Below are 22,756 nucleotides of genomic sequence, written 5' to 3' on the forward strand. Positions count from 1 at the left end.
ATAAAAAAAAATGAGCGTATTTATATACACTCATTTTTACAGCATTTTGCTAAATGTTGCTTAACTGACTGGCATTAAGCATTTGCTGGCTTTTTTATGTGTTAGTCAATTGAATTAAATCTGGCTCTGGATATAGTTTTCAATACCAATGCTTTCTACTAGATCCTGTTGAGTTTCAAGCCAATCCCAATATTCTTCTTCCTTTTCCAGAATTTCCTGAATTAGGTCACGTGTTACATAATCCTGTTGGGTTTCTGCTAACGCAATGGTCTTTTGTAGGGCTTCGATATTTTCTTTGACTTTACGTACATCACACTTCAGCACCTCTTCAGTGTGCTGACCGATATACAATTTACCCAAATGTTGCAAGTTAGGTAAACCTTCTAGGAATAAGATGCGTTCAATCACTTTGTCCGCATGTTTCATCTGGTGAATAGATTCTTTGTATTCAGCCGAGCCTAGCTTCTCAATGCCCCAGTCATTAAACATGCGTGAATGCAGGAAATACTGGTTAATGGCGGTAAGTTGATGATACAACACCTGATTAAGCTGATTAATAACGTCACGATTGCCTTGCATTGTACTCTCCCTCAACAATTGATGCCTTAATGGGATTAAGGCAATCTATATCAATATCTTAAACAACAAAATTTACCGTGGCGAGTAATTTATAGAACAGCAAATGAAAATCGCCCTCAAAATCCAGCGAGAAGATGTCAATAAAAAACCGCTTAGTCGGTTAAGCGGTCAAAAAAATCATCTGAGGGTTAAGTAGAATAAAAATCAGGCGGCGACAGAAATCTTGGCAGCAATCGCGGCAAGTTCTTCATTGATAATGCTGCGGGCTTCAGGTGCACAGCGGCCACAACAGGTGCCTAAATCAAGGCGGTCGCGAATTTCACGGTAGCTTTCAGCGCCGTTTGCAACAGCATCTTTAATATCTTGATCAGTAATGCCACGGCATAAACAAACGTACATCTGTCACCTCGAAAGGGTAAGTTGTAATGCGATAAGTGATATTATTGATAATTATTATCGTTTGTCAATGAAATTCATTTAAAATAGCAGTAGTCATGATTGAAGTTTTGAATAAAAAAATACCACCTTATCGGTGGTATTTTTTCTTTGGTATTAACTTATTGATTAATAATCACAATACCATCCATCTCAACCAGTGCACCTTTAGGCAAGCTTGCCACACCAAGCGCTGCACGCGCTGGGTAAGGCTGGGCAAAGTATTCACCCATAATCTGGTTGACCAATTGAAAATGGCTTAAATCGGTCAGGAAAATGTTTAATTTGGCGATATCTGCCAGTGAGCCACCGGCAGCTTCACAGACCGCTTTTAGATTGTCAAACACGCGGCGAATCTGTGCCTCAATGCCATCAACCAATTCCATACTATACGGATCAAGACCGATTTGGCCGGAAAGATACAACGTATTGCCCACGAGGATCGCTTGTGAATAGGTACCAATCGCAGCAGGGGCATTTTCAGTATGAATTACTTGGCGGGACATCGATTTCTCCTTATATCATCATGTCACATCATAATCGATGCTGCGGACCGACAAAAGCAGCATCGATATAATTGATCAACTTACCCGAGCCATCTCGGTTTTGCCTTTGTTGAGGCGTTCGATTCGTGGAAAACCATAGTGCATGCGCAGGTCACGGATAATTTTCGCAATTTGTTTACGGTTATTCACCACGATATTGACGTAGGTTTTATCCCCTTCGGAGCGTACCATCTCTACGCCAGTTTTCGCTTTACGGCATTGGTAGATCAGGTCAGAAATTTGCTCGTCATTCATCCCGAGATCGATACACAGATAAGCGGTAAAGCTGACTTCATCGGCTTCTTCGCTATTCCATTGTAGTGGCATGATATTTTCAGGATGTAGGTGCTGTTCATGTAAAAGGTTATTGCAACGCGCACGGTGTACGATTAAACCACGGCGTGAAAGATTACCTTGAATTGGGTCACCAAAGACAGGATTACAGCAGTGGGCATATTTAACATCAATCCCTTCGGTACCTTGAATCAAACGGTTGGAAGAAGCCTGTGTTTCTTCACCCTGGCTCTTTACGAAGAGATGATTGGCAACCAGTTGTGGTAACAAGTCACCTACAGCAATTTGCTCAAACAGCGTATCTTTGGATTCAATATGTCGCCATTGCAGCAGGTCAATCCAATCTTCATTGGATAAGTCATTGATGCAGCGATTAAAGAGTTTTAATGCGCGGTTGAGTGCTTGCTGCCCGACCAGGCGTTGATCTTCAATATCCTGATCACGCAGAATATTCTGAATTGCGCGACGGGCTTTTTGGGTATTAATAAAGCTGAGCCAATCCGGATTTGGGGTAGCGAGCACATCGGTAATAATCTCTACGACCTGGCCACTATGCAAAGGTGTAGACAGTGGACGCATTTCACCATTGATCTTGGCACCAACTGCATGGTTACCTAGAAATAAACTCGCTGCGTAGGCAAAGTCAACGACCGTCGCCCCTTGAGGAAGTTCATGCAAATGACCATGGGGAGTATAAACCCAGATTTTTTCCTGATGCAGATAGTCGAGCAGGTCATTGAAAGTCGTCTTTGCACAGTCATCATCAATCAGCATATTCAAATTCTGCATGGAGGCTTGAATAGCTGAACGGCAGGCTTGCGGTGCATTGTCGCCGAGGACGACACCAAAACGTGCAGCCTTACGCATCAATTCAGTTTGAATGGTCAGTGATAGGGTAGTCTCTTCACCTTTTAATTTGATCAGCAGGAACTGGTTGCCTCCCGGGAGCGGACGTCGAATATGATCCTCAAAATGCAGCACCTGGAAACTTTCTCGCAAGGCTTCGACTAAACGGTCACAATCAGCGATGCTTTGCAGGATAATTTCAAAGGCATGGCTATGGGTCAGCTCTTGTAAATCCATTTCATTTTTGACGAAATGGCGCAACAGCTCGATATTATTGTTCTTCTTTTTGATACGACCTGAGAGCTGATAGGTATGCAGTAAGTCAGCCAGGTTGGTTTCCCAAATCGTCTGGTATTGGCAACGTTTAGGTTTGGTTTGCAACAAGGCTTCTTGCACATTGTTGAACATATCCAGATCAAGATTTTGATAGCAGAGATGTTCCAAGTTGTCGGCCATTTCATTCATGCCAACCAGACGTGCCATCGGTACAAAAATATCAAAGGTCTCTTGGGCGATGCGTGCGCGTTTATCCGGGCGTAGGGCATCGAGTGTGGTCATATTATGATAGCGATCCGCCATTTTAATAATAATGACACGTGGGTCTTGTAAGGTCGCTTGCAGAATTTTTCGGAAAGATGCGGCTTTATTATATTCTTTGTCACTGGAGTGACTGAGTTTGGTGACACCATCGACCAGCTCTGCGACGACACGACCGAATTTTTCAGTGAGATCTTCCTTGCTAAAGTCGGTATCTTCGATGACATCATGCAGCAAAGCAGCCATGAGGGTTTCAGGGTCAAGTCGCATATGCGCCAAAATGCAGCTTACTGCAATAGGATGCAGAATATAGGGTTCACCACTTTTTCGAGTAACGCCCTCATGTGCGAGATCGGCATAATCACAGGCAGCAAGCACACGCTCGACATCGCTTGCTTTTAGATAAGCTTCGATGATGATGTGAAGTTGCTGCTTGGCTTGGCTGACCTCTTCGCCTGGCATAGAACACCCTTTTTGCATAAATAAAAATAAACAGTGATGAACCTCTTAATGAAATGCATCTTGCTGAACTTGTCAATTTTTTCAGGAAAAAAAATGAATTTTTTTTCTAAAGCGGCACAGGATCTTTAAGGTTTGCACTCATATAGCGCATAAAAAGCCGTGAATAAAAAAGCCTAGTGAATTCACTAGGCTTTTTTATAGAGAGATGGCTTATTGGAAAGAGAAACCATCTAGATTCAAATTGTTTGCAGAAAGTGCCAGATCAAGACTTGAAGTTTGGTAGTCTTGCTCACGTTGTTTCAAAATGTCTTTAGAAACATGACCTGCTGCGATTTCACGCAGTGCAACAACGGTTGGTTTGTCGTTGTCCCATTCTACAGTCGGTTCAATACCTTGACGTGCCAATTGACGCGCGCGTTTGCTTGCCACTAGTACAAGCTCAAAGCGGTTGTCTACATGGTCTAAACAATCTTCAACGGTGACGCGTGCCATAAGAATTCTCGTTTGAATAGTAAATTTAAACAGACTGTGCAGTATAAAATGCTTTCAGTGCAGACTCAAGTTGAATCATGATTCAGGCGTGATCAGTTTTTCTATCAACTGTTGATGACGGTGAACCTGTTGATTGAGAACCAGGCGGTTGGCTGTAATCACAGACTCTAGATCATGTAATGCCTTGTTGAAGTCATCATTGATAATTAAATAGTCAAAATTGATATATTGCTGCATGTCCTCTACCGCACAGCTCAGACGGTGTTCAATCACCTCTACTGCATCCGTGCCACGGTTGGATAGACGTTGACGCAAATCAAACTGGCTTGGAGGTAAAATAAAAATCTGTTTGGAATCTGGAAAAATTTTACGGACTTGTTCAGCACCTTGCCAGTCAATTTCAAGCAACACATCATGGCCTTTATGCAGCTGTTCTTCAACGGTCGCTTGAGCGGTCCCATAATAGTTGCCAAACACTTCGGCATATTCAATAAAGCCGCCTTGTTCAACTTTGCCAAGAAACTCTTCTTTACTGGTGAAGTGATAATGAACACCGTTTAGTTCGCCAGGACGCTGGCCACGAGTAGTATGCGAAACAGAAACGTGCAAATTATTAACACGTTCAAGTAGGGCTTTCACCAGAGATGTTTTGCCTGTTCCCGAAGCAGCAGAAACGACAAACAAGAGACCCGACATGATATTTTTCCTGATATGATAAAATATCTTTTCTATTTTAGAGTAGCAGGCGCTTAAACTAAATAGTTAAATGCCAGAGAGTGCTGCTTTGTTCAAAATAGTCGATTGTATTGACATCAACGATTGAGGATTTTATGGAAATTGTGTTGGCCAATCCACGTGGTTTTTGTGCAGGTGTAGACCGTGCCATAGCGATCGTCAATCGTGCATTAGAGTGTTTTCAGCCGCCGATTTATGTGCGTCATGAAGTGGTGCATAACAAGTTTGTAGTGGATGATTTACGCCAGCGTGGCGCAATTTTTGTCGATGAGCTGGATGAAGTCCCTGATGACAATATCGTCATTTTTAGTGCGCATGGCGTGTCTAAAGCGGTTCAGCAAGAAGCTGAACGCCGTGGACTAAAGGTCTTTGATGCAACCTGTCCCTTGGTCACCAAAGTGCATATTGAAGTCACAAAATATGCACGTGAAGGAACTGAGGCGATTCTGATCGGTCATCAAGGCCATCCGGAAGTTGAAGGCACAATGGGGCAATATGATAAATCCAAGGGGGGAGAGATTTATCTGGTTGAGGACGAAGAGGATGTTGCTGCCTTGGTAGTGAAAAATCCAGAACATGTGGCCTTCGTTACCCAGACGACCTTATCGATTGATGATACAGCGAAAGTCATCGAAGCATTGCGTCAAAAATTTCCTCATATTCAGGGACCTCGTAAAGATGATATTTGCTATGCCACTCAAAATCGTCAGGATGCTGTGCGAGATTTAGCTGCGCAGTGTGATGTTGTTTTGGTGGTGGGTTCACCAAACTCTTCTAACTCCAACCGTTTACGGGAGTTGGCTGAGCGTATGGGAAAACAAGCCTATTTGGTGGATAACGCAAATGAGCTACAGGCCGAATGGTTTACAGAAAATTGTAAAATTGGGGTAACTGCCGGTGCATCTGCACCCGAAATTCTGATTAAGCAGGTGATTCAGCGTCTGCAGGAGTGGGGCGCGAAAGCACCCCAGGAACTGGCTGGACGTGAAGAAAATATTACCTTTAGTTTACCGAAAGAGTTACGTATTCCTGTAACACAGGCTTAAAATGTCAAGCTGTTAACATTCTGAATTTTTTAATCATTTGACAGGTAATTGCTTTTTGGCAATTATCTGTTTTTTTATGCCTTTTGTCTTGTTTTGTGTTGGTTCCGTTATTAAATTGAATATGATGTCATAAGGCGACAAGTGTGTTGCCATGGGGAGAGTTTATGCAAAAAAATAAAGGGTTCACCTTGATTGAATTAATGATCACTGTACTTATTGTAGTAATTTTAGCGGGCATCGCGATGCCGATGTATTCAAATTATATTACTAAATCTAAAGCACGTAATGCCGGTGCAGATTTGGTTGCACTGAGTTTGTTGGTTGAAAATTTATATCAGCGTAATTTAACGTATCCTGTTCCTACTCCTAATCCAACTACATCTACAGCAGAGACTCAAACTTATGCAGCGGGATGGCAGCCTACAGAAAGTCAGACATTTGCGTATACAGCAAATGTAGATGCGACAAACAAGCAATATACCCTAACTGCAACAGGTATTAGCAACACACGAAATGCGGGTTGTGTCTTAACATTAACCAACGCCAATGTGCGTAGTGTAAATACAAGTTCAGGCTGCGGTGGGTTAACCTCATGGTAAGGTTACAACAGGGGGTGACACTGATTGAGTTAATGATCACGATTGCCTTGCTTGCTATTTTAGCAGTTGCAGGAATCCCTTTGGGACGTGCGTGGATTGCGAATGTACAAATTACTAAAACTGAAAAGCTATTCTTAGATGCATATGTAAGAGCGAAAAATGAAGCTATTCGTAACCCGAATGGTATTTCTCAAGACAGTGCGACAGCTGTAGCAACCTTGAGTGTTGATAATAGTAATAAAACTATCAAAGTGCTTGATAGTAAGAGTCCACCAACACTTATGTGGACTGTTGATATTCCGCCAAATGTTACCGTGAGACTATCTTCTGCGACTACATCCACAGAATGTGCTGACTCACAAGTTACATTGGATAATAACGGTCATATCCTGACAGCTAATTGCACTAAATACACCATTTCTGCAAATGGAGGTACAGATGCAACAGGTTCTCTTTAAAAAACGTTTAGTTCCTAGTTCTGAGCATGGTATGGCCTTAATTGAAGTACTGATTTCAATTTTTCTAATGGCAATTATTGGCTTGGGGGCTGCATTTATTGCAGCTCGTACGGCAGTTGTGCACCGCAATGAAAATATTCATTTGCTAACGGTCAATCAGATGCGATTAAAATTAGAAAGTGAGGTAGCTTGTGATAACAACACAAATATCAGTATTAAAACACAAACAGTAAACACTCCATGTAGCACATCTACTTTCGGTTATACCGTGGCAGCATTTAAGGGTGACAAGACCGGACATAGTTCATCAGCGAATGGGGGGATTTCCATTACATCACCGCATATTCAAGTCGCTTCTGATGATACTTTTGTGCCGGTTAAAGTTGAAATATCACCGTGAAAAGAGAGAGATGATGAAAAAGTTCAAATTGTCGCAACGTGGTGTTTCTTTAATTGAAATTTTAATTGCTCTCTTATTGTCTGTTATTGTTATTTTAGCAATGCTTAGGGCTTTTATCACTACAGGTAAAGTAACTGCGGAATCATCTTTGGGAGCTAGAACAGATAGCAATATTATGTTGGGTTTTATTGCAGCAGATCGTATTTTACAAGGTGTGGGTTTTCTATTGGATGATACTTCCGCAGGGTATGGAACCAACTTTAAGGTATTCGATCAAGATGGGGTTGCAGTTAACCTAAACCAAGATGGGAAATATCTAGTTTGGAAGATATCTAGTTTAAAGTGTCAGGCCTTACAGAGTGATGCAAATGGTTTATTGTTTTATGGACATGGCCATGGATATGATTGTAGCAGTGGTTTAGCAAAACCAGCGAATACGGATGTCAAAGAACGATTGATTCAAATTAATAGTAATGCGATTTCTAATATTTCTAATAATAACAATATTGGTGAAATAAATTTAAAAATAAAACAGGTTAACTGTACCCCTTTTGGAGTTAAAAATGATTTGGGGGCGGTTGGAAAGTATCAGGCTGTATTAACTGCAAATATTTATGCGGGTAGCAGCAACAGCAGTGCGACAATCATTAGCAATGTCACATGTCTATATAACTTTAAATAGTAGAGGTGAAAATTGAACCATTTGCTACAGCACGTGCAAGCACAGAAAAAATTGAGCTTTTTTACTCAGACTGGTTTTTCATCCCTATTATTTATTCTATTGGTTGGTGTGTCTATGACAGCATTAACCGTCGGTTATATGTCTTCAATGCGTAGTATGCAGTCCAGTTCAATTACGGCGCATGCGCAGACTCAGGCACAAATTAAAGCAATGGTTGGCTATCAGGCATTGACTAAGTTTTTACAGAATAAAGTTTCAGCAGATTTCGATCAGATAGCCACAGGGACAGTGACATATGGTAATAATGAAATTACTTATACAAAAGTAGATTCAACGTGTCCTGCTTCAAGCATCCCGGGAGCAACCAATTATTGTTTTGATATTTTGGGAAAAAGTGGTGAAGCTTCAGCAATTATTCGAGCTATTTATACTTTTCGTAATCAGTTAAGCAGCGGATTGCAGACTGGTTCTGTTTTTGCTGGTGGTTTAAAAGTAAATTCCAATACAGGGAATAACCAGAATTTATTTGGTAGTAGTGTGTCATTAGAGGTTGGAGGAGGGGTTGTTAATAGTAATAATAACCATACCTATACTACTGCAGAACTGCAGGCCATGGGGGTTACAGTTACACCTTATGTTCCACGGTCTTTTGTAACAGCAAATGATTTAAAAGATTATTCAAATTATGTATGTACTGTGGTGAGTTCAATTGCACAGTGCGTAAGGAAGAATTTAGGTGGTGCCACTTTAGACGAAACGAATAGCATAACTCTCCCTGCAGGAATTACATACAGTGAAAAGAATGGTGTTCATACCTGGTCTGTAGAAGCTTCAAAAAATTTACCAGCAGGTGTGCTTTGGTTTGATGGCAATGTAAATGTGACTTTAGATCAAAATAAGCCTTTGGTAAATAGTATTATTGCGACAGGGACTATTTCTAGTGATATCCCTACAAATGTAAATTCAACTTCAACTTTCGAAGCTTATGCACCTTATCATTATATCTTAAATGCTTCTTCCTCAAATATGGAAAACCGTTTAAATACCGTTTGTCCAACAACTAATTATCCTTTGCAGTATTGTTCTAGTTCTGGTGCCTTGAAGTCCACGTCGGACATGCAACTTTTACAAGCTACTGTCGCAAATATTTTATACCTTGGAACGTCATTTGCTTTAGATTCTGGTAAATCTCAACAAGATATTACAGTGAATTATTATGGGAATTTGATTGCAAGTAGTGGTGCTGGGGGTACAGGGAAATCATCGGGCAAGTTTACAGGTACTGGAGTTATTAATGTGTCTGGTAATTTAATGGTTACAGGTGATGCAGATATGTCTGAATTAACAGGCAGCATTGCAGTGAAATTAAGTAATGCACAACAGCAAGGTAACTATATTCCGACGTACATTAAGGTATTGAAGAATGGGCCAATCCGTTATATGTAAGCAAAATACTATTTGGAACTAGTGACTTCCGCTAGATACTCTCAATCGAGTTGAAGTTAAGTGAAATCACTGCTTTTTCTGTAATGATATGAAGCTCTATGCGTACCGCCTGTGTTCCAAGTGCTTCATCAAATTGGTATGGGCATTAAAATATAAATTCAAAAATGGGGATAACTCATTTTTTGATCTTTCCCTTCTGGCGAATATATCGTAAAATATTCGCCTTTTTAGTTCATTCGAACTTAAAAAGCTTTTTTAACATGTGAGAGTATTAACATGGTCGTAATTCGTCTAGCACGCGGTGGTGCTAAAAAACGTCCGTTCTATCAAGTTATCGTAACTGATAGCCGCAATGCGCGTGACGGTCGTTTCATCGAACGTATTGGTTTCTTCAACCCAACCGCTCAAGGTAAAGCAGAAAAACTTCGTTTAGATGCTGACCGTTTTGCACACTGGGTTGCTCAAGGCGCTCAACCGTCTGAACGTGTTGCTTCTTTAGCTGCTCAAGCTAAGAAAGCTGCAGCTACTGCATAATTTTTGCGAATTAAGTAGTAGGTAGCCCATGACACCAACACAGAATGTTCCCGAAGATCGTATTCAGATTGGACAGTTACGTTCAGCATATGGATTAAATGGGTGGCTCTGGGTTTATTCCAATACTGAACCAATGAGCAATATGTTTGACTATCTTCCTTGGTACATTGAGACCAAAGCGGGTTGGCAGACAGCAGATGTAAAACGTTGGAAACCGCATGGCAAAGGCCTGGTTGTTAGCCTGAAAGGTGTGAGTGATCGTACCGCAGCAGACAGTTTGGTTGGCGCTAATATCTGGATTGCAAAATCGCAACTTCCGAAAGCAGGCATGGACGAGTATTACTGGTCAGATCTGAAAGGCTTAACCGTGTTGGGCTTGGATGAGAATGAGCAGGAAATCAATCTCGGTCAAATCCATGAACTGTTTGAGACCGGAGCAAATGATGTCATGGTGGTTCGCGCCACACCGGACAGCGTTGACTCTGAAGAGCGAATGATTCCATGGCATAAAGATGTGGTGCAACGCGTTGATCTGGACGCAGGTCGTATCTATGTCAATTGGGGCGTAGATTACTAATCTTGAAACTTCGGTTTTAAGCGCAGGAAAATAGAGGAGTCTGCGATGTTTTTTGCAGTCATTACATTATTTCCTGAAATGTTTGAAGCGATCACAGCGTATGGGATTAGCGGGCGTGCAGCAAAACGTGACATAGTACAAGTCACTTGTATTAATCCGCGAGATTTTGCTGAAGGGAATTACCGTCGGGTGGATGAACGTCCGTTTGGTGGTGGCCCGGGTATGGTGATGATGGCTGAGCCTCTGGCAAAAGCAATCCAGCATGCCAAACAGCTTGCGCAGCAAGCAGGATGTGTTCAGGTTCCAGTGGTGTATATGTCGCCGCAAGGAAAGACCTTAAATGAACAGGCAGTGCAGCAGTTTGTCGAATATGATGGCCTGATTGTGTTGTGTGGACGTTATGAAGGGGTCGATGAGCGTTTGATCCAGCATTATGTTGATCAGGAATGGTCGATTGGGGATTACGTCTTGTCGGGTGGTGAACTGCCTGCGATGGTGTTGTTGGACAGTATTATTCGTCGTTTGCCGAATGTGATGTCTGATGAGCAGTCCGCCGTGCAAGATTCTTTTGTGGATGGTCTTTTAGATTGCCCGCAATATACCAAGCCAGACCATTTTGAAGGCTTAGATGTTCCAGAAGTGTTGAAATCGGGACATCATGGCAATATTGAGAAATGGCGGTTTTTGCAGCGTTATCAGCGTACACTTGAACGCCGCCCAGAGTTGGTGGAAAAAGTCGAGCTGAGCAAGCAGCAAAAGAAATGGCTCAAAGATTTAGATGCTTAAGAGCGACTCTTAAGTATTCCTCAATAGGCTCTTTATTGCTTGAGAAGGTCAACAATAAAGGGAAAGATAACCGGGTTGATATGCGTTTTTAGCCTCTATCCCCAGCGGCCGTTCAGACCTCTTCTGACCCCGCACATATTGGAGATTCCCACAATGAGTGGTAAACATCCTTTAGTTCAAGCTGTTGAAAATGCACAGTTAAAAACAGATCTTCCAGAATTTGCTCCAGGTGACACTGTAGTTGTTCAAGTAAAAGTAAAAGAAGGTGACCGTGAGCGTCTTCAGGCGTTTGAAGGCGTTGTAATCGCGAAGAAAAACCGTGGCTTGAACTCTGCATTCACAGTTCGTAAGATTTCTAGCGGTGTTGGCGTTGAGCGTGTATTCCAAACTCACTCGCCAATCGTTGCTGGTATCGAAGTGAAACGTCGTGGTGACGTACGTCGTGCTAAACTTTACTATCTTCGTGAATTGTCTGGTAAAGCTGCACGTATTCGTGAAAAATTACCGGCTCGTAAAGTTAAAGCTTAATTTTAAGTTTTTACACGAGTTAAAAAATGCGCCATTAGGCGCATTTTTTATGTCTGGAAAATCATCGTGCTGTTGAGGAAAAGTGGTTGTTTCTCTTTGTTTAAATTAAGAAGTCTCTCATCCAAAAATTAGCATAAAAAAAGCCAAGGGCTTTTGCTAATATGGCAGCAATTTTTATCTTGTAGTAGTTGATCGGGTCATGGCGGAAAAGTCTCCAAAAATCCAGCGTCGCCACATCAGTGGTGTATTTTTACTGAATAAACCGTTGGGGATTAGCTCGAATGCGGCATTGCAGAAAGTCCGCTGGTTGTATCGGGCACAAAAGGCGGGACATACCGGCGCACTTGATCCTTTAGCCTCGGGGCTATTACCGATTTGTCTGGGAGAGGCCACCAAATTTTCCCATTATTTGCTGGATTCCACCAAACGCTATCAGACCACGGTTCAGTTGGGTCATAGCACCACAACAGGTGATGTGGAAGGTGAGGTATTATTGCAAGCTCCCGTGCCGGAATTGACTGCAGAAAATATTCAGCAGGTGCTGGAGAAATTCCGCGGTGAAATTCAGCAGGTTCCGCCCATGTATTCCGCTTTAAAAAAAGAAGGCCGGCCATTATATGAACTGGCACGCAAAGGCATTGAAATAGAACGTGAAGCCCGACCGATTACCATTGAAGCGATTGAGCTGTTGTCATTCACACAGAATAGTATCACGTTGGATGTAACTTGCTCTAAAGGCACTTATATTCGTGTCCTGGGTGAAGATATTGCTCGCGCGTTGGGCACCTATGGACATTTAACCTATTTGCACCGTATCCAGACCGGGCCTTTCCATCTTATTCCTGAATATACGATTGAATATTTAGAAAGTCTGTCAGAAGCGGAACGTGAGGCGTTATTGTTACCCGCCTATGCACCTGTACAACATTTGCCACAGATTCAGGTGCCTGAAGGCCGGGAAAAGTATTTTTGCAATGGATTGGAAAGTAATATTGAGCATGCAGCCTGCGAACAGGTTCTCGTGTTTAGTGGTGAGCGCTGTCTGGGTTTTGCCGAAATTACCGATAAAAAACGTCTGGTGCCCAAACGTATTCTAAATTTATAACTAACGATACATTACTCATATGAATTGAGCATTTATGGTTTACTTCAAGACGGAATAGGAGGCTGATATAGCCTCCTATTTTTATGTGTGCCATTGGCAAAGCTGGCTGGCTCACCTTTATTTTACTTGGCTGATACAAAAATAGAGACAATTGCTTGCAGAGTGCTAAGTCCATGCCCCTTAAACTCAAAAATCATCTAGCAGATCGTTATAAAGATGAACTTTGCAATTTTTCATCATGATGGTCTGACTATTGAGATAAAAAGGGGGAACTGGACATGAATATCTTTGAAGCGCTACGTGAAAGCCATGCACGGCAGCGTGATTTAGCTGAACGGCTGGTTCAGACACATGGTGCGAGCGTTGAGCGTGCTGAACTCTTTGTATGTCTAAAAAATGAATTATTTGCCCATGGGGTTGCAGAAGACCGCTTTTTTTATATTCCTTTGATGATGACCGATGCCGGGCTGGGGATTACCCGCCATGCTCTCTCAGAACACCATGAAATTGATGAGCTACTTGAGCAGTTGCAAGCATTGGAAATGAGCCAGCCGAGTTGGCTGATGATTGCGAAAAAATTATCGGAAAAAGTCCATCATCATTTGCAGGAAGAGGAACATGGCTTTTTTCAGCAGGCTGGAAAAATTCTGGATGAACAGCAAAAAGAAGTGTTGGCGCAGCAATATTTAGAAGAATATCAGGCTTATCAACAGAAAGATAAAACCAGCCTGTAAGTTGCTTGCTACTCAGTTATTGAGTTTCGGCTTGTTCTTTGCGTAGGGTCACACCAATCGAGGCAAACATGACGCAGGCAAGAGCCACCCACTGCAACAGGCTGATTTGTTCATGCAACAAGAGGAGTCCGGTGAGCGCTGCTAAGGCTGGGGAAAGGCTGGATAAGGTGCCGTAACTAAGCTTGCTCAGCTGTTTAAGTGCCATCAAGTCCAAGGCATAAGGGATGGCAGTGGCTAAAATGGCAATCATCAAGGCTTTTGGCCAATACTCAAATTGCAATAAGGCTGGGGTATTGTTCCATAGTCCGATGGGAAGCAAGTTTAAGGCGGACAGGCTAATGGCGATGGTCAGTGCGTGCATACCAATATTTTGCCGTACCACCTTTTGCCCAAAATAGATATAAAAAGCCCAGCACAGTCCAGCAGCTAAGGCACAGCCTGCTGCCCAGAGGGAAAAATTCCCATGGCTTGCTTGTTGCCACGGCACCATCAGCGCAATACCTGCAATTGCCAGTAACACCCACAAATAGTCAGTTTTTTGTTTAATCGAGAGTAAGGCCAACCCTAACGGCCCAACGAATTCCAGCCCCACGGCGATGCCTTGTGGCAATTTTCCCAAGGAGAAATAAAACAGCACATTCATACAGCCGAGTGATGCGCTATAGAGCAACAGGTCACGCCATTTTAGGTAAGGCAGCCGAGACAGAATCCGCCAGGAACGGAACATTAACCCGACCAGCATGGCAGCAAAACATAGCCTTAAAATGGTGACCGTCAGCGGATCCAATACCGTAAACAGTTGCTTCGCAAACGAAGCACTGATCTGGTAGGAAATCATGGAGAGCACCATGAACAGAACTGCAATCAGACGGGTATGGGGCATGAGCGGCATGGTTAAAGCTGGGAAGGGCTCAGATGGGAGTTTGATTATAGTCAAATCGCCGTATGAAACGGGGAATTGAAGTAATAAAAAACCACGGCTAAAACCGTGGTTTTTGATGTCGCAGCCGATCTTAGAACAAGATACGTACGCGGATCGTGCCTTCAACGTCATGCAGCATATCAAGCGCTTCTTGCGATGCAGTTGCATCAACGTCCATCACCAAGTAACCGACATCGCCTTTGGTCATTAAAGTTTGACCAGAGATGTTGATGCCTTGTTCAGCGAACAGGTTGTTGATTTTCGACAGAACACCCGGAATGTTTTTGTGGATGTGCAACAAGCGGTGTTTGCCTTCCGTCAATGGCAATGCGATTTCTGGGAAGTTTACCGCAGAAAGGGTCATACCTTTGTCAGAATAGGCAACAAATTTTTCAGCCACTTCAAGGCCGATGTTCGCTTGCGCTTCCATAGTTGAACCGCCGACGTGCGGAGTCAGGATCACATTGTCCAAACCACGCAGTGGAGAAACGAATTCTTCACCGTTAGCTTTTGGTTCTTTCGGGAATACGTCAACCGCAGCACCAGCGATATGGCCAGATTTGATTGCATCAGCCAAATCTTCGATCACCACACAGGTACCACGTGCCGCGTTCAGGAAGATTGAACCTTTTTTCATTTGCGCAAACTGGTCTTTGCCGAAGAAGTTACGGGTAGATGGTACATCTGGAACATGCAGCGTTACCACATCGGCATTTGCCAACAATTCAGCCATTGAGCCAACTTGACGTGCATTACCCATTGGCAATTTGGTGACGGCATCATAATAGATGACATGCATACCTAAGCTTTCTGCCAAAACAGAAAGTTGTGAACCGATTGAGCCGTAACCCACGATACCTAAAGTCTTGCCACGTGTTTCATACGAACCCACTGCAGACTTGTCCCAACCACCGCGGTGACAGGCTGCAGATTTTTCAGGTACACGACGAAGCAACAGGATCAGTTCAGCAAGAACCAATTCCGCAACCGAACGTGTATTTGAGTAAGGTGCGTTAAATACTGGAATACCGCGTACCATCGCAGCTTTAAGATCAACTTGGTTGGTTCCGATACAGAAACAGCCAACAGCGATCAGTTTGTTTGCCGCTTCAAAGATTTCTTCGGTCAATTGGGTACGTGAACGAATACCAATGAAGTGGGCATCTTTGATCGCTTCTTTCAACGCTTCACCATCAAGCGCTGTTTTACGATAGTCGATGTTGGTATATCCGGCAGCATTTAATGTGTCGATGGCATTTTGATGCACGCCTTCTAACAACAAGAAACGGATTTTATCTTTAGGTAGTGAAAGATGTTGGCTCATTACGGCTCCGCTACAAAGGCCAAATTTAGTTGCAGTATGATAACATATACCACTTACAACTTGTTTATTTCTTGCTAGGTCTGTAAACGATGAATGCTCCAGTTACTTTATCACCTGAGTTATTAGCTCAACTCACTGCAATCGTGGGTGAAAACCGCATTAAAACGGATGCCGCTAGTCTCGATGCCTGGGGCAAAGACTACACCAAGCATTTTGATCCAAACCCATCGGTTGTGGTTTTCCCATCGAGCACAGAGCAGGTGCAAGCGATTGTAAAATTTGCCAATGCCAACAATATTGCGATTACCCCAAGTGGCGGCCGTACCGGTTTATCTGCAGGTGCTGTGGCAGCGAATGGCGAGATCGTGGTGAGCATGGACAAGATGAACCAGATTCTGGAGTTCTTCCCGGCAGACCGTATGGTTCGCGTTCAGGCAGGTGTAGTGACTGAGCAGTTACAAAGCTATGCAGAAGAACAAGGTATGTATTATCCGGTAGATTTCGCTTCTTCAGGTTCTTCACAAATCGGCGGTAATATCGGTACTAATGCGGGCGGTATTAAAGTCATCAAATACGGCATGACGCGTAACTGGGTGTTGGGTTTGACCGTCGTGACAGGTAAAGGCGATATCCTGCGTTTAAACAAGGGCATGATCAAGAATGCAACCGGTTATGCCTTGCAGCATTTGTTTATCGGTGGTGAAGGGACTTTAGGCCTGATTACCGAAGCAGAAATGAAGCTGGACCGCCAACCGCAAGAATTGCAAGTGATGGTGTTGGGTGTACCTGATTTTGATGCGGTGATGCCAGTGCTGCACGCGTTCCAAAGCAAGATTGACCTGACTGCATTTGAATTCTTTGGTGAATTAGCGATGCAGAAAGTCTTGGATCATGGTCATGTGCAACGTCCATTTGAAACCCAATGCCCATTCTATGTCTTGCTTGAGTTTGAAGCGCCGTATGAGCCAATCATGGACAAGGCGATGGAAATTTTCGAGCATTGTATGGAACAGGGTTGGGTGCTGGATGGCGTGTTAAGCCAAAGCCTAGAACAAGTACAAAATTTATGGCGTTTACGTGAAGACATTTCTGAATCTATTGCGCCGTTTATCCCGTACAAAAACGACATTTCGGTGTTGATCACACACGTGCCAGCTTTCATTAAAGAAATTGATGCGATTGTGACCGAAAACTATCCAGATTTTGAAATCTGCTGGTTCGGTCACATCGGTGACGGTAACTTGCACTTGAACATCTTGAAACCTGAGAATTTAACCAAAGATGAATTCTTTGCCAAATGTCAGGTGGTAAACAAGTATGTCTTTGATACCGTGAAGAAATATGATGGTTCAATTTCTGCTGAACACGGCGTGGGCATGACCAAGAAACCTTATCTGGAATACAGCCGTTCGCCAGAAGAAATCGAATACATGAAAGCCTTGAAAAAAGTGTTCGATCCAAATGGCATCATGAACCCAGGTAAGTTGTTCGATCTATAAGATGAGATCATGATGGCTGAATCAGGCATCGGATCTGTGAAAAAGCATAGTCTATCCAGGCTATGCTTTTTTATTTAATGAGCCTTGTAAAAAAGAAGGACTTTTAACTGATCTCAGGCTTTTTGTATTGGGTGGTTGCTGAGTTTTATTGTTCTAGCTTCTTCAATTTATGGTCAAAGATAAAAGGCCCAAATGGCAAAATTGAGGCAATCAGACCCAGTAAAAAAGTAGTGAGTGACCATTTCTGTTTTTCACAGACGGTAAATAAAACCACCAGGAAGGCGATAAACAGCACACCATGTCCCATGCCGACATATTTCACCAGAATCGGGTTATCCCAAACGTATTTTACTGGCATGGCGATGAACAATAACAATAAGAACGAGATGCCTTCGAGTAACCCCACAAAACGTAATGTTTTAATATTCATGTAAATTTCAACTAAAAGGTGAAAAATCTGAGTGTAACGGATTTATCCCTATTCTTCATAGGGAATTCATCATCATTTGATCTGGAATGGAAATGATGAGGCTCGCTGCTGCTGAAAATTTTGCCTGTTGTTGTGCATAAAATCATTTTATATTTCTGATTTTTATCCTATAACTAAAACTATAGGGTTGATTCAAAATAGAACAAAATCGAGAGCGGTGATGAATTTAACAACAACTATTGTACTGGGTACGGGCTTGATTCTGGTGGGGTGTGACCAGCTGCCGATGGGCAAATCAAAGATTCAGTGCAACGATGAAAATAGCAAAACCTTAGTCAAAGAAATTGTGGTCGAGCAGTTGCAACATAAAACCAGTGCCAGTGTCAAAGAGCTGATTGCTTCAGGTGGGCAAGCGGTTGATATGGCACAATTAAGAAATACGATCACACAGCTTGAGATGAATGTGGCTGATGTGCGAACCAGTAAAGAAGATCCGCAAAGCAGTAAAAAGTTCTGTGAAGCGGTGCTTTCTGTCAGTTTGCCCGCCAGTTTCATCCAGCAAGCCAATCAATCCAGAACATTTTACAACCTGCCTGATATCCAGCAGCTGGCAATATTAAATGGCCTGAACCTGGAAAATTCTGTTTTGAGCTACGATGTCAGCTATGCCGTACAACCGACCGATGATGGAAAAAAAGTCTATGCAACCTTAGACAATGCTCAGCCCGTAATTGACTACCTGAGTACAGTCACGCTAGATGTGCTGCAAAAGAATGTTCGTCAAAATGAATATACCCTTGCAGTGCAGCAGCAACAGGAGCAGGCGCAACAAGAAGCGGCAGAAGCCAGTGAACAGGCACGTGTGCAAACTGAATATTTGCAGTTGCAGCAGGCGGAAGCCAAGCAGAAACTGGATGTTGCCAATAATAAATTAAATCTGGTCTGGAAGGCAGCGCGCAAAGATGTACGCGATGAACTATTGGCTGAACAACGTCTGTGGCTGAAAAAACGGGATCTGGAATGTCGTCTTAAAGCACAGGATGCAGAGCCGGGTTATGCTGAAGTTGAAAGGCTGGCATGTGAGACTGAAATGACCAATACCCGGAATTCGGAATTACGCAGTGCAATTGCTGAATTGGAAGCATATGCCCCTGAATAGCAGCGAGTTTGTATTTGACATTGCATCGAGCAAGATCTTAGCGGCTGCGTAAGGATAATGGCATAAACGGTTCTTGGTAGACCTGTCCATTCTTCTTGGTTATAGTGTGCTTCGCCTGTTGTTCTATCGGATGAATGACTGAGTTTTTCGCTTCTTCTGTAGTTAAATTTTGTGTTGGAATATGTAGCGGTTCGGCTTGCACAGCTTTACTGTTGGATACCGGTTGGCTTGTGGTTTGTGCAGCGATTTCCGCTGCATGCAAGCCATGGTTAGAAATCAGCATCAGCAGACTAGGTAAAATTAGTTTTTTCATTTTAAAACCTTTTTTCATTTTTATATATCTTAATTGAAGCGCTTGATCTGATCTATTTGTATTCAGCTTTTTATTTCCCCCTAGATGAAAATAAAAAATCCCTCATGAGGAGGGATTTATTCAGGCTGTGCATTTGAGGGTTTCTAGATTACGCCACAGGCAATGCGTGTTCCGCCACCACCCAGGGGTTTAGGGAGGTCAGAATAATTGTCTCCGCCAGCATGGATCATGATGGCACGTCCCTGAATGTCAGCAAGTTTCAAACGCGGTGCCAGGAGCACGGTTTTGGCTTCTCCCTGAGTATTGACGTGCAGCACGGGCAAATCACCGAGGTGACCGGTCATTGGCGTACCATGATGGGCAACCTGAGTCGGATTGAAATGCCCACCCGCGGCGAGGGCGGCCTGCATTTTTCCATCTTTCTCTGCCGGGGCACAGGAGCCCTGTTCGTGGATATGGAAACCATGGTCACCTGGCGGTAATTGGTGTAAATCCGTGGTGATGACCAGACCACGGGAACTATCTTGGAAATAAACCTTACCGAGACTGGCACTTATACCTTCGGCAGTCACGCTGTGAATGCTGGTGCCGGGTTGTGCCGTTCCAGCCGGCATGCTGCTGCATCCCCAGAGTAAAAGGCTGCTGAGGCTGCATAGCAAAGAAACTTTGAAAAATGATGACATGAGACCTTATCCTTATTATTGTTCTTTTCCATTCAAACAAACTGCGGAGAGGGACTCAAGGGAATTACGCAAGCGATTGTATCAGTTTCTTTACTGCATCTAGCCTAGCGTGGATGAGATGGGGGCGGCTCTTCTTCATCATCGAGATCGTAGGCCAGGGTGGTTTTCGGAATAGGTTCCGGTTCAGTGGTTTCATGTAACCATTCACGCCAGATGGCCAATAATACTGCCAAGATGACTGGGCCAATAAACAGACCAACCAGACCAAAGCTGGCGATCCCGCCGAGTACACCGAACATGATCAGCAGGAATGGAATTTGCGTGGCACCCGAAATCACCAGTGGGCGGATTACGTTGTCCGAGGTACTGACGATACAGACACCCCAGACAAAGACACCAATCGCTTCCATGGTTTGTCCTTGCGAGAACAGCCAGAGGGCAACTGAGCCATAAGACAGGGGAGTACCAAAAGGAATGAGTGCCAACAAGAAAGTCGCAATGGTTAGCACCATCGGGTTCGGGACATCTGCCACAAAATAGCTAAGACCCGCCAAAATCGCTTGTGCAATAGCCGTTAAGCCTACGCCATAGACCACCGCTCGTGTGGTTTCTGAAATGGTGTCCAGGTAGTGATGAATCCGCGGTCCAATGATCAACTCCAGTGCCTTGCTGACCTGATGCAGAATGGTTTGGCCATCACGATAGAAGAAGAATAAAGAAAGTAAAGCGAAACCAAGTTTGACCAGATTTTTGCTGATTTCATTCAGCACGAAACGGCCGTAACCGAGATGTCCTTGAATCCAGTTGGCAATATTCTGGGTAATGCTATTGGGATTGGTATTGATTTCACGCAGGGTGCGATTGATTTCCTTGCCGATCAATGGCAGGTCACGAATGAACTGCGGTACATTCAGATGACCCGAGAAAATCTGTTTTTGCAGTTCATAATACAGGTTACGGCCTTCATGCTGCAAAATAAAAATAGCAAAGGTCAGCGGAACGCCAATCACCAGAATAATCAGGGTGATCATTAGACCTGCGCCCAAACTACGGCGCTGTTCTCCACAAAAACGCTGTACAGAGAGATATAGCGGCCAGGTCATATAGGCAATAATACAGGCCCACAGTACCGGTACAATAAAGTATTTGAGCACATGAAAGCTCAAAAACATCAGGACAAAAAACAGTCCAAATAATAAGACTCGTTGTAAAGTCGGCGTGTACTGTTGCACTGAATTCTCTGATCTATGTTCTTCTTGCGTCGCTTTTCATATTAACTGAAAAAAAAGCATCCGGAAACGAATGCTTGTGTCGCACTTTAGATTTGTTTTTGCTTAAGGCTTATGCAAGGGATGCTGCATTAGAACCATTCGGTCGGATCATCGATAATCGCATCGAGTACCGGTTGCCACTGTTGCTGTAAGGACAGAAAGTTTTTCTGGCTTTTGTCAAAAATACTCAGACCTTGCATAGCCAGCTGACCATAAGCACTGCGTTCAGAAATGTAGGCCAATGGCGACTGTTCAACTTTTTCAAAGAATTGCTGAATATCTTTCTGATGACTGCTGTTTGCTTTCATGCGGTTGGCCAGCAGTAGAGTCTGCACCTTACCTTTGCGGATGCGTTTAATGTCTTGTAAATCTTTGAGAAAACGTCGTGTACTGTCAATGTCAAAAAACGAAGGCTGCAAAGGGGTAATAATGGCATGGCTTTCGCTGATCAGCTGTTCCGCCTGTTCCCCAGACAGTGCACCTGGTGCATCAATAATCAGATATTCGATATTTTTAGGTGCATCCCCAACAGACTTTCCAGGACGCCAGTCCAGACTTTGAATTGGAGCGGCGTGTTCAGGACGGTGTTTCAGCCATTGCAGAGAAGATTTTTGATTGTCGGCATCGGCCAAAGCCACCCGATAGCCTTTTTGTGCCAGCGCTGAAGCTAAAGTTATTGCTGTGAGTGTTTTTCCGCATCCACCTTTCTGGTTCGCAATGAGTATGGTTTTCATGTTTCATCAATATGTATTTTTCTCAACCTTAGCTTACCATCTTTTTATCTCCAGAATATGACACATGACAAAAGTTTAAAGCTTGGTTAAATTGTGTCGCAATTGAATAGTAGGATGCATAAATGTCGATCTGGATGGCGATGTTAATTGGACTGTGTATCGGTGTGGTCGTGACGACCCTGATACTGTCCAGTAGCCGCAATGGCCGGATCAAGGCCGAATATGAACGCTACATTGCAGAGCTGGAACTTGAGCATCAGCAGGCATTGGCTCAAGCACAAAAACGTAGTGTGAATACCAGTCGGGCGGTACTCAAAGGGAAAATGGCCGAGCAGCTGGCGCCTATCCTGCCGGAATTTCAGTACCTGCCGAGTGATGCCAAATTTTTAGGTGATCCAGTCGATTATGTGGTTTTTAATGGCTACAGTGATTTCCGTGAAGGGGAAGTGGGTGCTGATCAAATTGAAATTGTGCTGATCGATATTAAAAGTGGCGGTGCGCGTCTGACCAAAGGGCAACAGGCGATTGCCCAGGCGATCCGTGATGGGCGCGTGCGTTTCGAAACCATCCGGATTGATTTCGACTAGTCTGCTTTATATAG

Annotated in this window: 28 protein-coding genes; 15 read left to right on the forward strand and 13 right to left on the reverse strand. The window is 43.5% G+C overall.

Features of this window, described 5'->3' with window-relative positions:
- Positions 1–114 precede the first annotated feature (114 nt).
- The 6 genes from bfr to gmk form a co-directional block, all read right to left on the reverse strand.
- Positions 115–579 carry a heteropolymeric bacterioferritin subunit Bfr gene (gene bfr / locus PAE54_RS10070; RefSeq protein ID WP_326519341.1) on the reverse strand — a complete coding sequence of 155 codons (465 nt, stop codon included), beginning with the start codon at positions 577–579 and terminating at the stop codon, positions 115–117.
- A gap of 204 nt (positions 580–783) precedes the next feature.
- The gene (locus PAE54_RS10075; protein ID WP_273777590.1) at positions 784–978 is read right to left on the reverse strand and encodes a bacterioferritin-associated ferredoxin; all 195 of its coding nucleotides are present in this window, start codon (positions 976–978) and stop codon (positions 784–786) included.
- A gap of 158 nt (positions 979–1,136) precedes the next feature.
- A complete protein-coding gene (gene ridA, locus PAE54_RS10080) occupies positions 1,137–1,520 on the reverse strand; it encodes a deaminase RidA (protein WP_273777589.1) in 384 nt (127 codons plus the stop codon).
- A 75-nt stretch (positions 1,521–1,595) separates the two neighbouring features.
- Positions 1,596–3,698 carry a RelA/SpoT family protein gene (locus PAE54_RS10085; RefSeq protein ID WP_326519342.1) on the reverse strand — a complete coding sequence of 701 codons (2,103 nt, stop codon included), beginning with the start codon at positions 3,696–3,698 and terminating at the stop codon, positions 1,596–1,598.
- A gap of 210 nt (positions 3,699–3,908) precedes the next feature.
- On the reverse strand, positions 3,909–4,190 hold the full coding sequence (gene rpoZ / locus PAE54_RS10090) for a DNA-directed RNA polymerase subunit omega (RefSeq protein ID WP_067762989.1): 282 nt from the start codon (positions 4,188–4,190) through the stop codon (positions 3,909–3,911).
- Positions 4,191–4,265: 75 nt separating this feature from the next.
- Positions 4,266–4,886: a guanylate kinase gene (gmk, locus tag PAE54_RS10095; RefSeq protein WP_326519343.1), complete on the reverse strand. Its 621-nt coding sequence runs from the start codon at positions 4,884–4,886 to the stop codon at positions 4,266–4,268.
- Between the two features lie 134 nt (positions 4,887–5,020).
- Between gmk and ispH the strand changes: the two genes are divergently transcribed.
- From ispH to PAE54_RS10155, 12 genes are all read left to right on the forward strand, one after another.
- Positions 5,021–5,971, forward strand: coding sequence for a 4-hydroxy-3-methylbut-2-enyl diphosphate reductase (gene ispH / locus PAE54_RS10100; RefSeq protein WP_326519344.1), 951 nt, complete (start codon positions 5,021–5,023; stop codon positions 5,969–5,971).
- 164 nt (positions 5,972–6,135) lie between these two features.
- Positions 6,136–6,570, forward strand: a complete 435-nt coding sequence (locus PAE54_RS10105) for a type IV pilin protein (RefSeq protein WP_326519345.1) — start codon at positions 6,136–6,138, stop codon at positions 6,568–6,570.
- A complete protein-coding gene (locus PAE54_RS10110) occupies positions 6,564–7,028 on the forward strand; it encodes a pilus assembly FimT family protein (protein ID WP_326519346.1) in 465 nt (154 codons plus the stop codon). Before PAE54_RS10105 ends, PAE54_RS10110 begins: the two co-directional genes overlap by 7 nt.
- Positions 7,009–7,428: a PulJ/GspJ family protein gene (locus PAE54_RS10115; RefSeq protein ID WP_326519347.1), complete on the forward strand. Its 420-nt coding sequence runs from the start codon at positions 7,009–7,011 to the stop codon at positions 7,426–7,428. The genes PAE54_RS10110 and PAE54_RS10115 overlap by 20 nt, the downstream gene beginning before the upstream one ends.
- Before the next feature lie 13 nt (positions 7,429–7,441).
- Positions 7,442–8,110: a prepilin-type N-terminal cleavage/methylation domain-containing protein gene (locus PAE54_RS10120; protein WP_326519348.1), complete on the forward strand. Its 669-nt coding sequence runs from the start codon at positions 7,442–7,444 to the stop codon at positions 8,108–8,110.
- Positions 8,111–8,224: 114 nt separating this feature from the next.
- Complete coding sequence (locus PAE54_RS10125) at positions 8,225–9,556, forward strand: hypothetical protein (RefSeq protein WP_326519349.1); 1,332 nt, start codon at positions 8,225–8,227, stop codon at positions 9,554–9,556.
- A 276-nt stretch (positions 9,557–9,832) separates the two neighbouring features.
- Positions 9,833–10,090: a 30S ribosomal protein S16 gene (gene rpsP / locus PAE54_RS10130; protein ID WP_004718284.1), complete on the forward strand. Its 258-nt coding sequence runs from the start codon at positions 9,833–9,835 to the stop codon at positions 10,088–10,090.
- 28 nt (positions 10,091–10,118) lie between these two features.
- Positions 10,119–10,667: a ribosome maturation factor RimM gene (gene rimM, locus PAE54_RS10135; protein WP_326519350.1), complete on the forward strand. Its 549-nt coding sequence runs from the start codon at positions 10,119–10,121 to the stop codon at positions 10,665–10,667.
- A gap of 45 nt (positions 10,668–10,712) precedes the next feature.
- Complete coding sequence (trmD, locus tag PAE54_RS10140; protein WP_326519351.1) at positions 10,713–11,453, forward strand: tRNA (guanosine(37)-N1)-methyltransferase TrmD; 741 nt, start codon at positions 10,713–10,715, stop codon at positions 11,451–11,453.
- Positions 11,454–11,606: 153 nt separating this feature from the next.
- Complete coding sequence (gene rplS / locus PAE54_RS10145; RefSeq protein ID WP_273777575.1) at positions 11,607–11,981, forward strand: 50S ribosomal protein L19; 375 nt, start codon at positions 11,607–11,609, stop codon at positions 11,979–11,981.
- Positions 11,982–12,180: 199 nt separating this feature from the next.
- Positions 12,181–13,086 (forward strand): tRNA pseudouridine(55) synthase TruB, encoded by a 906-nt coding sequence (truB, locus tag PAE54_RS10150; protein ID WP_326519352.1) that lies wholly within the window; start codon positions 12,181–12,183, stop codon positions 13,084–13,086.
- 278 nt (positions 13,087–13,364) lie between these two features.
- The gene (locus PAE54_RS10155) at positions 13,365–13,820 is read left to right on the forward strand and encodes a hemerythrin domain-containing protein (protein ID WP_326519353.1); all 456 of its coding nucleotides are present in this window, start codon (positions 13,365–13,367) and stop codon (positions 13,818–13,820) included.
- A gap of 16 nt (positions 13,821–13,836) precedes the next feature.
- Here PAE54_RS10155 and PAE54_RS10160 read toward each other — a convergent pair whose 3' ends face one another.
- Together PAE54_RS10160 and serA are read right to left on the reverse strand one after the other, a co-directional pair.
- Entirely contained in the window at positions 13,837–14,703 is an 867-nt protein-coding gene (locus tag PAE54_RS10160; protein ID WP_326519367.1) for an EamA family transporter, read from the reverse strand.
- 130 nt (positions 14,704–14,833) lie between these two features.
- Positions 14,834–16,066 carry a phosphoglycerate dehydrogenase gene (serA, locus tag PAE54_RS10165; protein ID WP_273777572.1) on the reverse strand — a complete coding sequence of 411 codons (1,233 nt, stop codon included), beginning with the start codon at positions 16,064–16,066 and terminating at the stop codon, positions 14,834–14,836.
- An 89-nt stretch (positions 16,067–16,155) separates the two neighbouring features.
- On the opposite strand from serA, the gene PAE54_RS10170 reads away from it, so the two are divergent.
- Positions 16,156–17,565 (forward strand): D-2-hydroxyglutarate dehydrogenase, encoded by a 1,410-nt coding sequence (locus PAE54_RS10170; RefSeq protein ID WP_326519354.1) that lies wholly within the window; start codon positions 16,156–16,158, stop codon positions 17,563–17,565.
- Between the two features lie 145 nt (positions 17,566–17,710).
- On the opposite strand, the gene PAE54_RS10175 is transcribed toward PAE54_RS10170, so the two are convergent.
- Entirely contained in the window at positions 17,711–17,995 is a 285-nt protein-coding gene (locus PAE54_RS10175) for a DUF3817 domain-containing protein (protein WP_273777570.1), read from the reverse strand.
- Positions 17,996–18,215: 220 nt separating this feature from the next.
- On the opposite strand from PAE54_RS10175, the gene PAE54_RS10180 reads away from it, so the two are divergent.
- Positions 18,216–19,154 (forward strand): lysozyme inhibitor LprI family protein, encoded by a 939-nt coding sequence (locus tag PAE54_RS10180; protein ID WP_326519355.1) that lies wholly within the window; start codon positions 18,216–18,218, stop codon positions 19,152–19,154.
- A gap of 37 nt (positions 19,155–19,191) precedes the next feature.
- Here the strand turns inward: PAE54_RS10180 and PAE54_RS10185 are convergent, their stop codons facing one another.
- The 4 genes from PAE54_RS10185 to PAE54_RS10200 form a co-directional block, all read right to left on the reverse strand.
- On the reverse strand, positions 19,192–19,467 hold the full coding sequence (locus PAE54_RS10185) for a hypothetical protein (RefSeq protein WP_326519356.1): 276 nt from the start codon (positions 19,465–19,467) through the stop codon (positions 19,192–19,194).
- 143 nt (positions 19,468–19,610) lie between these two features.
- Positions 19,611–20,150: a superoxide dismutase [Cu-Zn] SodC gene (sodC, locus tag PAE54_RS10190; RefSeq protein WP_326519357.1), complete on the reverse strand. Its 540-nt coding sequence runs from the start codon at positions 20,148–20,150 to the stop codon at positions 19,611–19,613.
- Positions 20,151–20,254: 104 nt separating this feature from the next.
- Positions 20,255–21,322 carry an AI-2E family transporter gene (locus PAE54_RS10195; RefSeq protein WP_503619843.1) on the reverse strand — a complete coding sequence of 356 codons (1,068 nt, stop codon included), beginning with the start codon at positions 21,320–21,322 and terminating at the stop codon, positions 20,255–20,257.
- 188 nt (positions 21,323–21,510) lie between these two features.
- Positions 21,511–22,155, reverse strand: coding sequence for a ParA family protein (locus tag PAE54_RS10200; RefSeq protein WP_273777566.1), 645 nt, complete (start codon positions 22,153–22,155; stop codon positions 21,511–21,513).
- A gap of 122 nt (positions 22,156–22,277) precedes the next feature.
- Here PAE54_RS10200 and PAE54_RS10205 point away from each other — a divergent pair, with 122 nt between their 5' ends.
- Positions 22,278–22,742 carry a Holliday junction resolvase-like protein gene (locus PAE54_RS10205; RefSeq protein WP_273777565.1) on the forward strand — a complete coding sequence of 155 codons (465 nt, stop codon included), beginning with the start codon at positions 22,278–22,280 and terminating at the stop codon, positions 22,740–22,742.
- Positions 22,743–22,756: the final 14 nt, after the last annotated feature.

Origin of the sequence: Acinetobacter minutum (assembly GCF_035916735.1) — a bacterium.
Classification (GTDB): domain Bacteria; phylum Pseudomonadota; class Gammaproteobacteria; order Pseudomonadales; family Moraxellaceae; genus Acinetobacter.

Bases quoted from the DNA above. Each gene is read 5' to 3' on its own strand.
- PAE54_RS10200 (WP_273777566.1), bottom strand. From the start codon at position 22,155: ATGAAAACCATACTCATTGCGAACCAGAAAGGTGGATGCGGAAAAACA.
- rpsP (WP_004718284.1), top strand. From the start codon at position 9,833: ATGGTCGTAATTCGTCTAGCACGCGGTGGTGCTAAAAAACGTCCGTTC.
- PAE54_RS10180 (WP_326519355.1), top strand. From the start codon at position 18,216: ATGAATTTAACAACAACTATTGTACTGGGTACGGGCTTGATTCTGGTG.
- sodC (WP_326519357.1), bottom strand. From the start codon at position 20,150: ATGTCATCATTTTTCAAAGTTTCTTTGCTATGCAGCCTCAGCAGCCTT.
- rimM (WP_326519350.1), top strand. From the start codon at position 10,119: ATGACACCAACACAGAATGTTCCCGAAGATCGTATTCAGATTGGACAG.
- PAE54_RS10075 (WP_273777590.1), bottom strand. From the start codon at position 978: ATGTACGTTTGTTTATGCCGTGGCATTACTGATCAAGATATTAAAGAT.
- PAE54_RS10175 (WP_273777570.1), bottom strand. From the start codon at position 17,995: ATGAATATTAAAACATTACGTTTTGTGGGGTTACTCGAAGGCATCTCG.
- trmD (WP_326519351.1), top strand. From the start codon at position 10,713: ATGTTTTTTGCAGTCATTACATTATTTCCTGAAATGTTTGAAGCGATC.
- PAE54_RS10160 (WP_326519367.1), bottom strand. From the start codon at position 14,703: ATGCCCCATACCCGTCTGATTGCAGTTCTGTTCATGGTGCTCTCCATG.
- PAE54_RS10125 (WP_326519349.1), top strand. From the start codon at position 8,225: ATGACAGCATTAACCGTCGGTTATATGTCTTCAATGCGTAGTATGCAG.
- PAE54_RS10105 (WP_326519345.1), top strand. From the start codon at position 6,136: ATGCAAAAAAATAAAGGGTTCACCTTGATTGAATTAATGATCACTGTA.
- PAE54_RS10110 (WP_326519346.1), top strand. From the start codon at position 6,564: ATGGTAAGGTTACAACAGGGGGTGACACTGATTGAGTTAATGATCACG.
- truB (WP_326519352.1), top strand. From the start codon at position 12,181: ATGGCGGAAAAGTCTCCAAAAATCCAGCGTCGCCACATCAGTGGTGTA.
- ridA (WP_273777589.1), bottom strand. From the start codon at position 1,520: ATGTCCCGCCAAGTAATTCATACTGAAAATGCCCCTGCTGCGATTGGT.
- PAE54_RS10195 (WP_503619843.1), bottom strand. From the start codon at position 21,322: ATGTTTTTGAGCTTTCATGTGCTCAAATACTTTATTGTACCGGTACTG.
- PAE54_RS10205 (WP_273777565.1), top strand. From the start codon at position 22,278: ATGTCGATCTGGATGGCGATGTTAATTGGACTGTGTATCGGTGTGGTC.
- serA (WP_273777572.1), bottom strand. From the start codon at position 16,066: ATGAGCCAACATCTTTCACTACCTAAAGATAAAATCCGTTTCTTGTTG.
- rpoZ (WP_067762989.1), bottom strand. From the start codon at position 4,190: ATGGCACGCGTCACCGTTGAAGATTGTTTAGACCATGTAGACAACCGC.
- PAE54_RS10185 (WP_326519356.1), bottom strand. From the start codon at position 19,467: ATGAAAAAACTAATTTTACCTAGTCTGCTGATGCTGATTTCTAACCAT.
- PAE54_RS10115 (WP_326519347.1), top strand. From the start codon at position 7,009: ATGCAACAGGTTCTCTTTAAAAAACGTTTAGTTCCTAGTTCTGAGCAT.
- gmk (WP_326519343.1), bottom strand. From the start codon at position 4,886: ATGTCGGGTCTCTTGTTTGTCGTTTCTGCTGCTTCGGGAACAGGCAAA.
- PAE54_RS10085 (WP_326519342.1), bottom strand. From the start codon at position 3,698: ATGCCAGGCGAAGAGGTCAGCCAAGCCAAGCAGCAACTTCACATCATC.
- PAE54_RS10155 (WP_326519353.1), top strand. From the start codon at position 13,365: ATGAATATCTTTGAAGCGCTACGTGAAAGCCATGCACGGCAGCGTGAT.
- PAE54_RS10170 (WP_326519354.1), top strand. From the start codon at position 16,156: ATGAATGCTCCAGTTACTTTATCACCTGAGTTATTAGCTCAACTCACT.
- rplS (WP_273777575.1), top strand. From the start codon at position 11,607: ATGAGTGGTAAACATCCTTTAGTTCAAGCTGTTGAAAATGCACAGTTA.
- bfr (WP_326519341.1), bottom strand. From the start codon at position 579: ATGCAAGGCAATCGTGACGTTATTAATCAGCTTAATCAGGTGTTGTAT.
- PAE54_RS10120 (WP_326519348.1), top strand. From the start codon at position 7,442: ATGAAAAAGTTCAAATTGTCGCAACGTGGTGTTTCTTTAATTGAAATT.
- ispH (WP_326519344.1), top strand. From the start codon at position 5,021: ATGGAAATTGTGTTGGCCAATCCACGTGGTTTTTGTGCAGGTGTAGAC.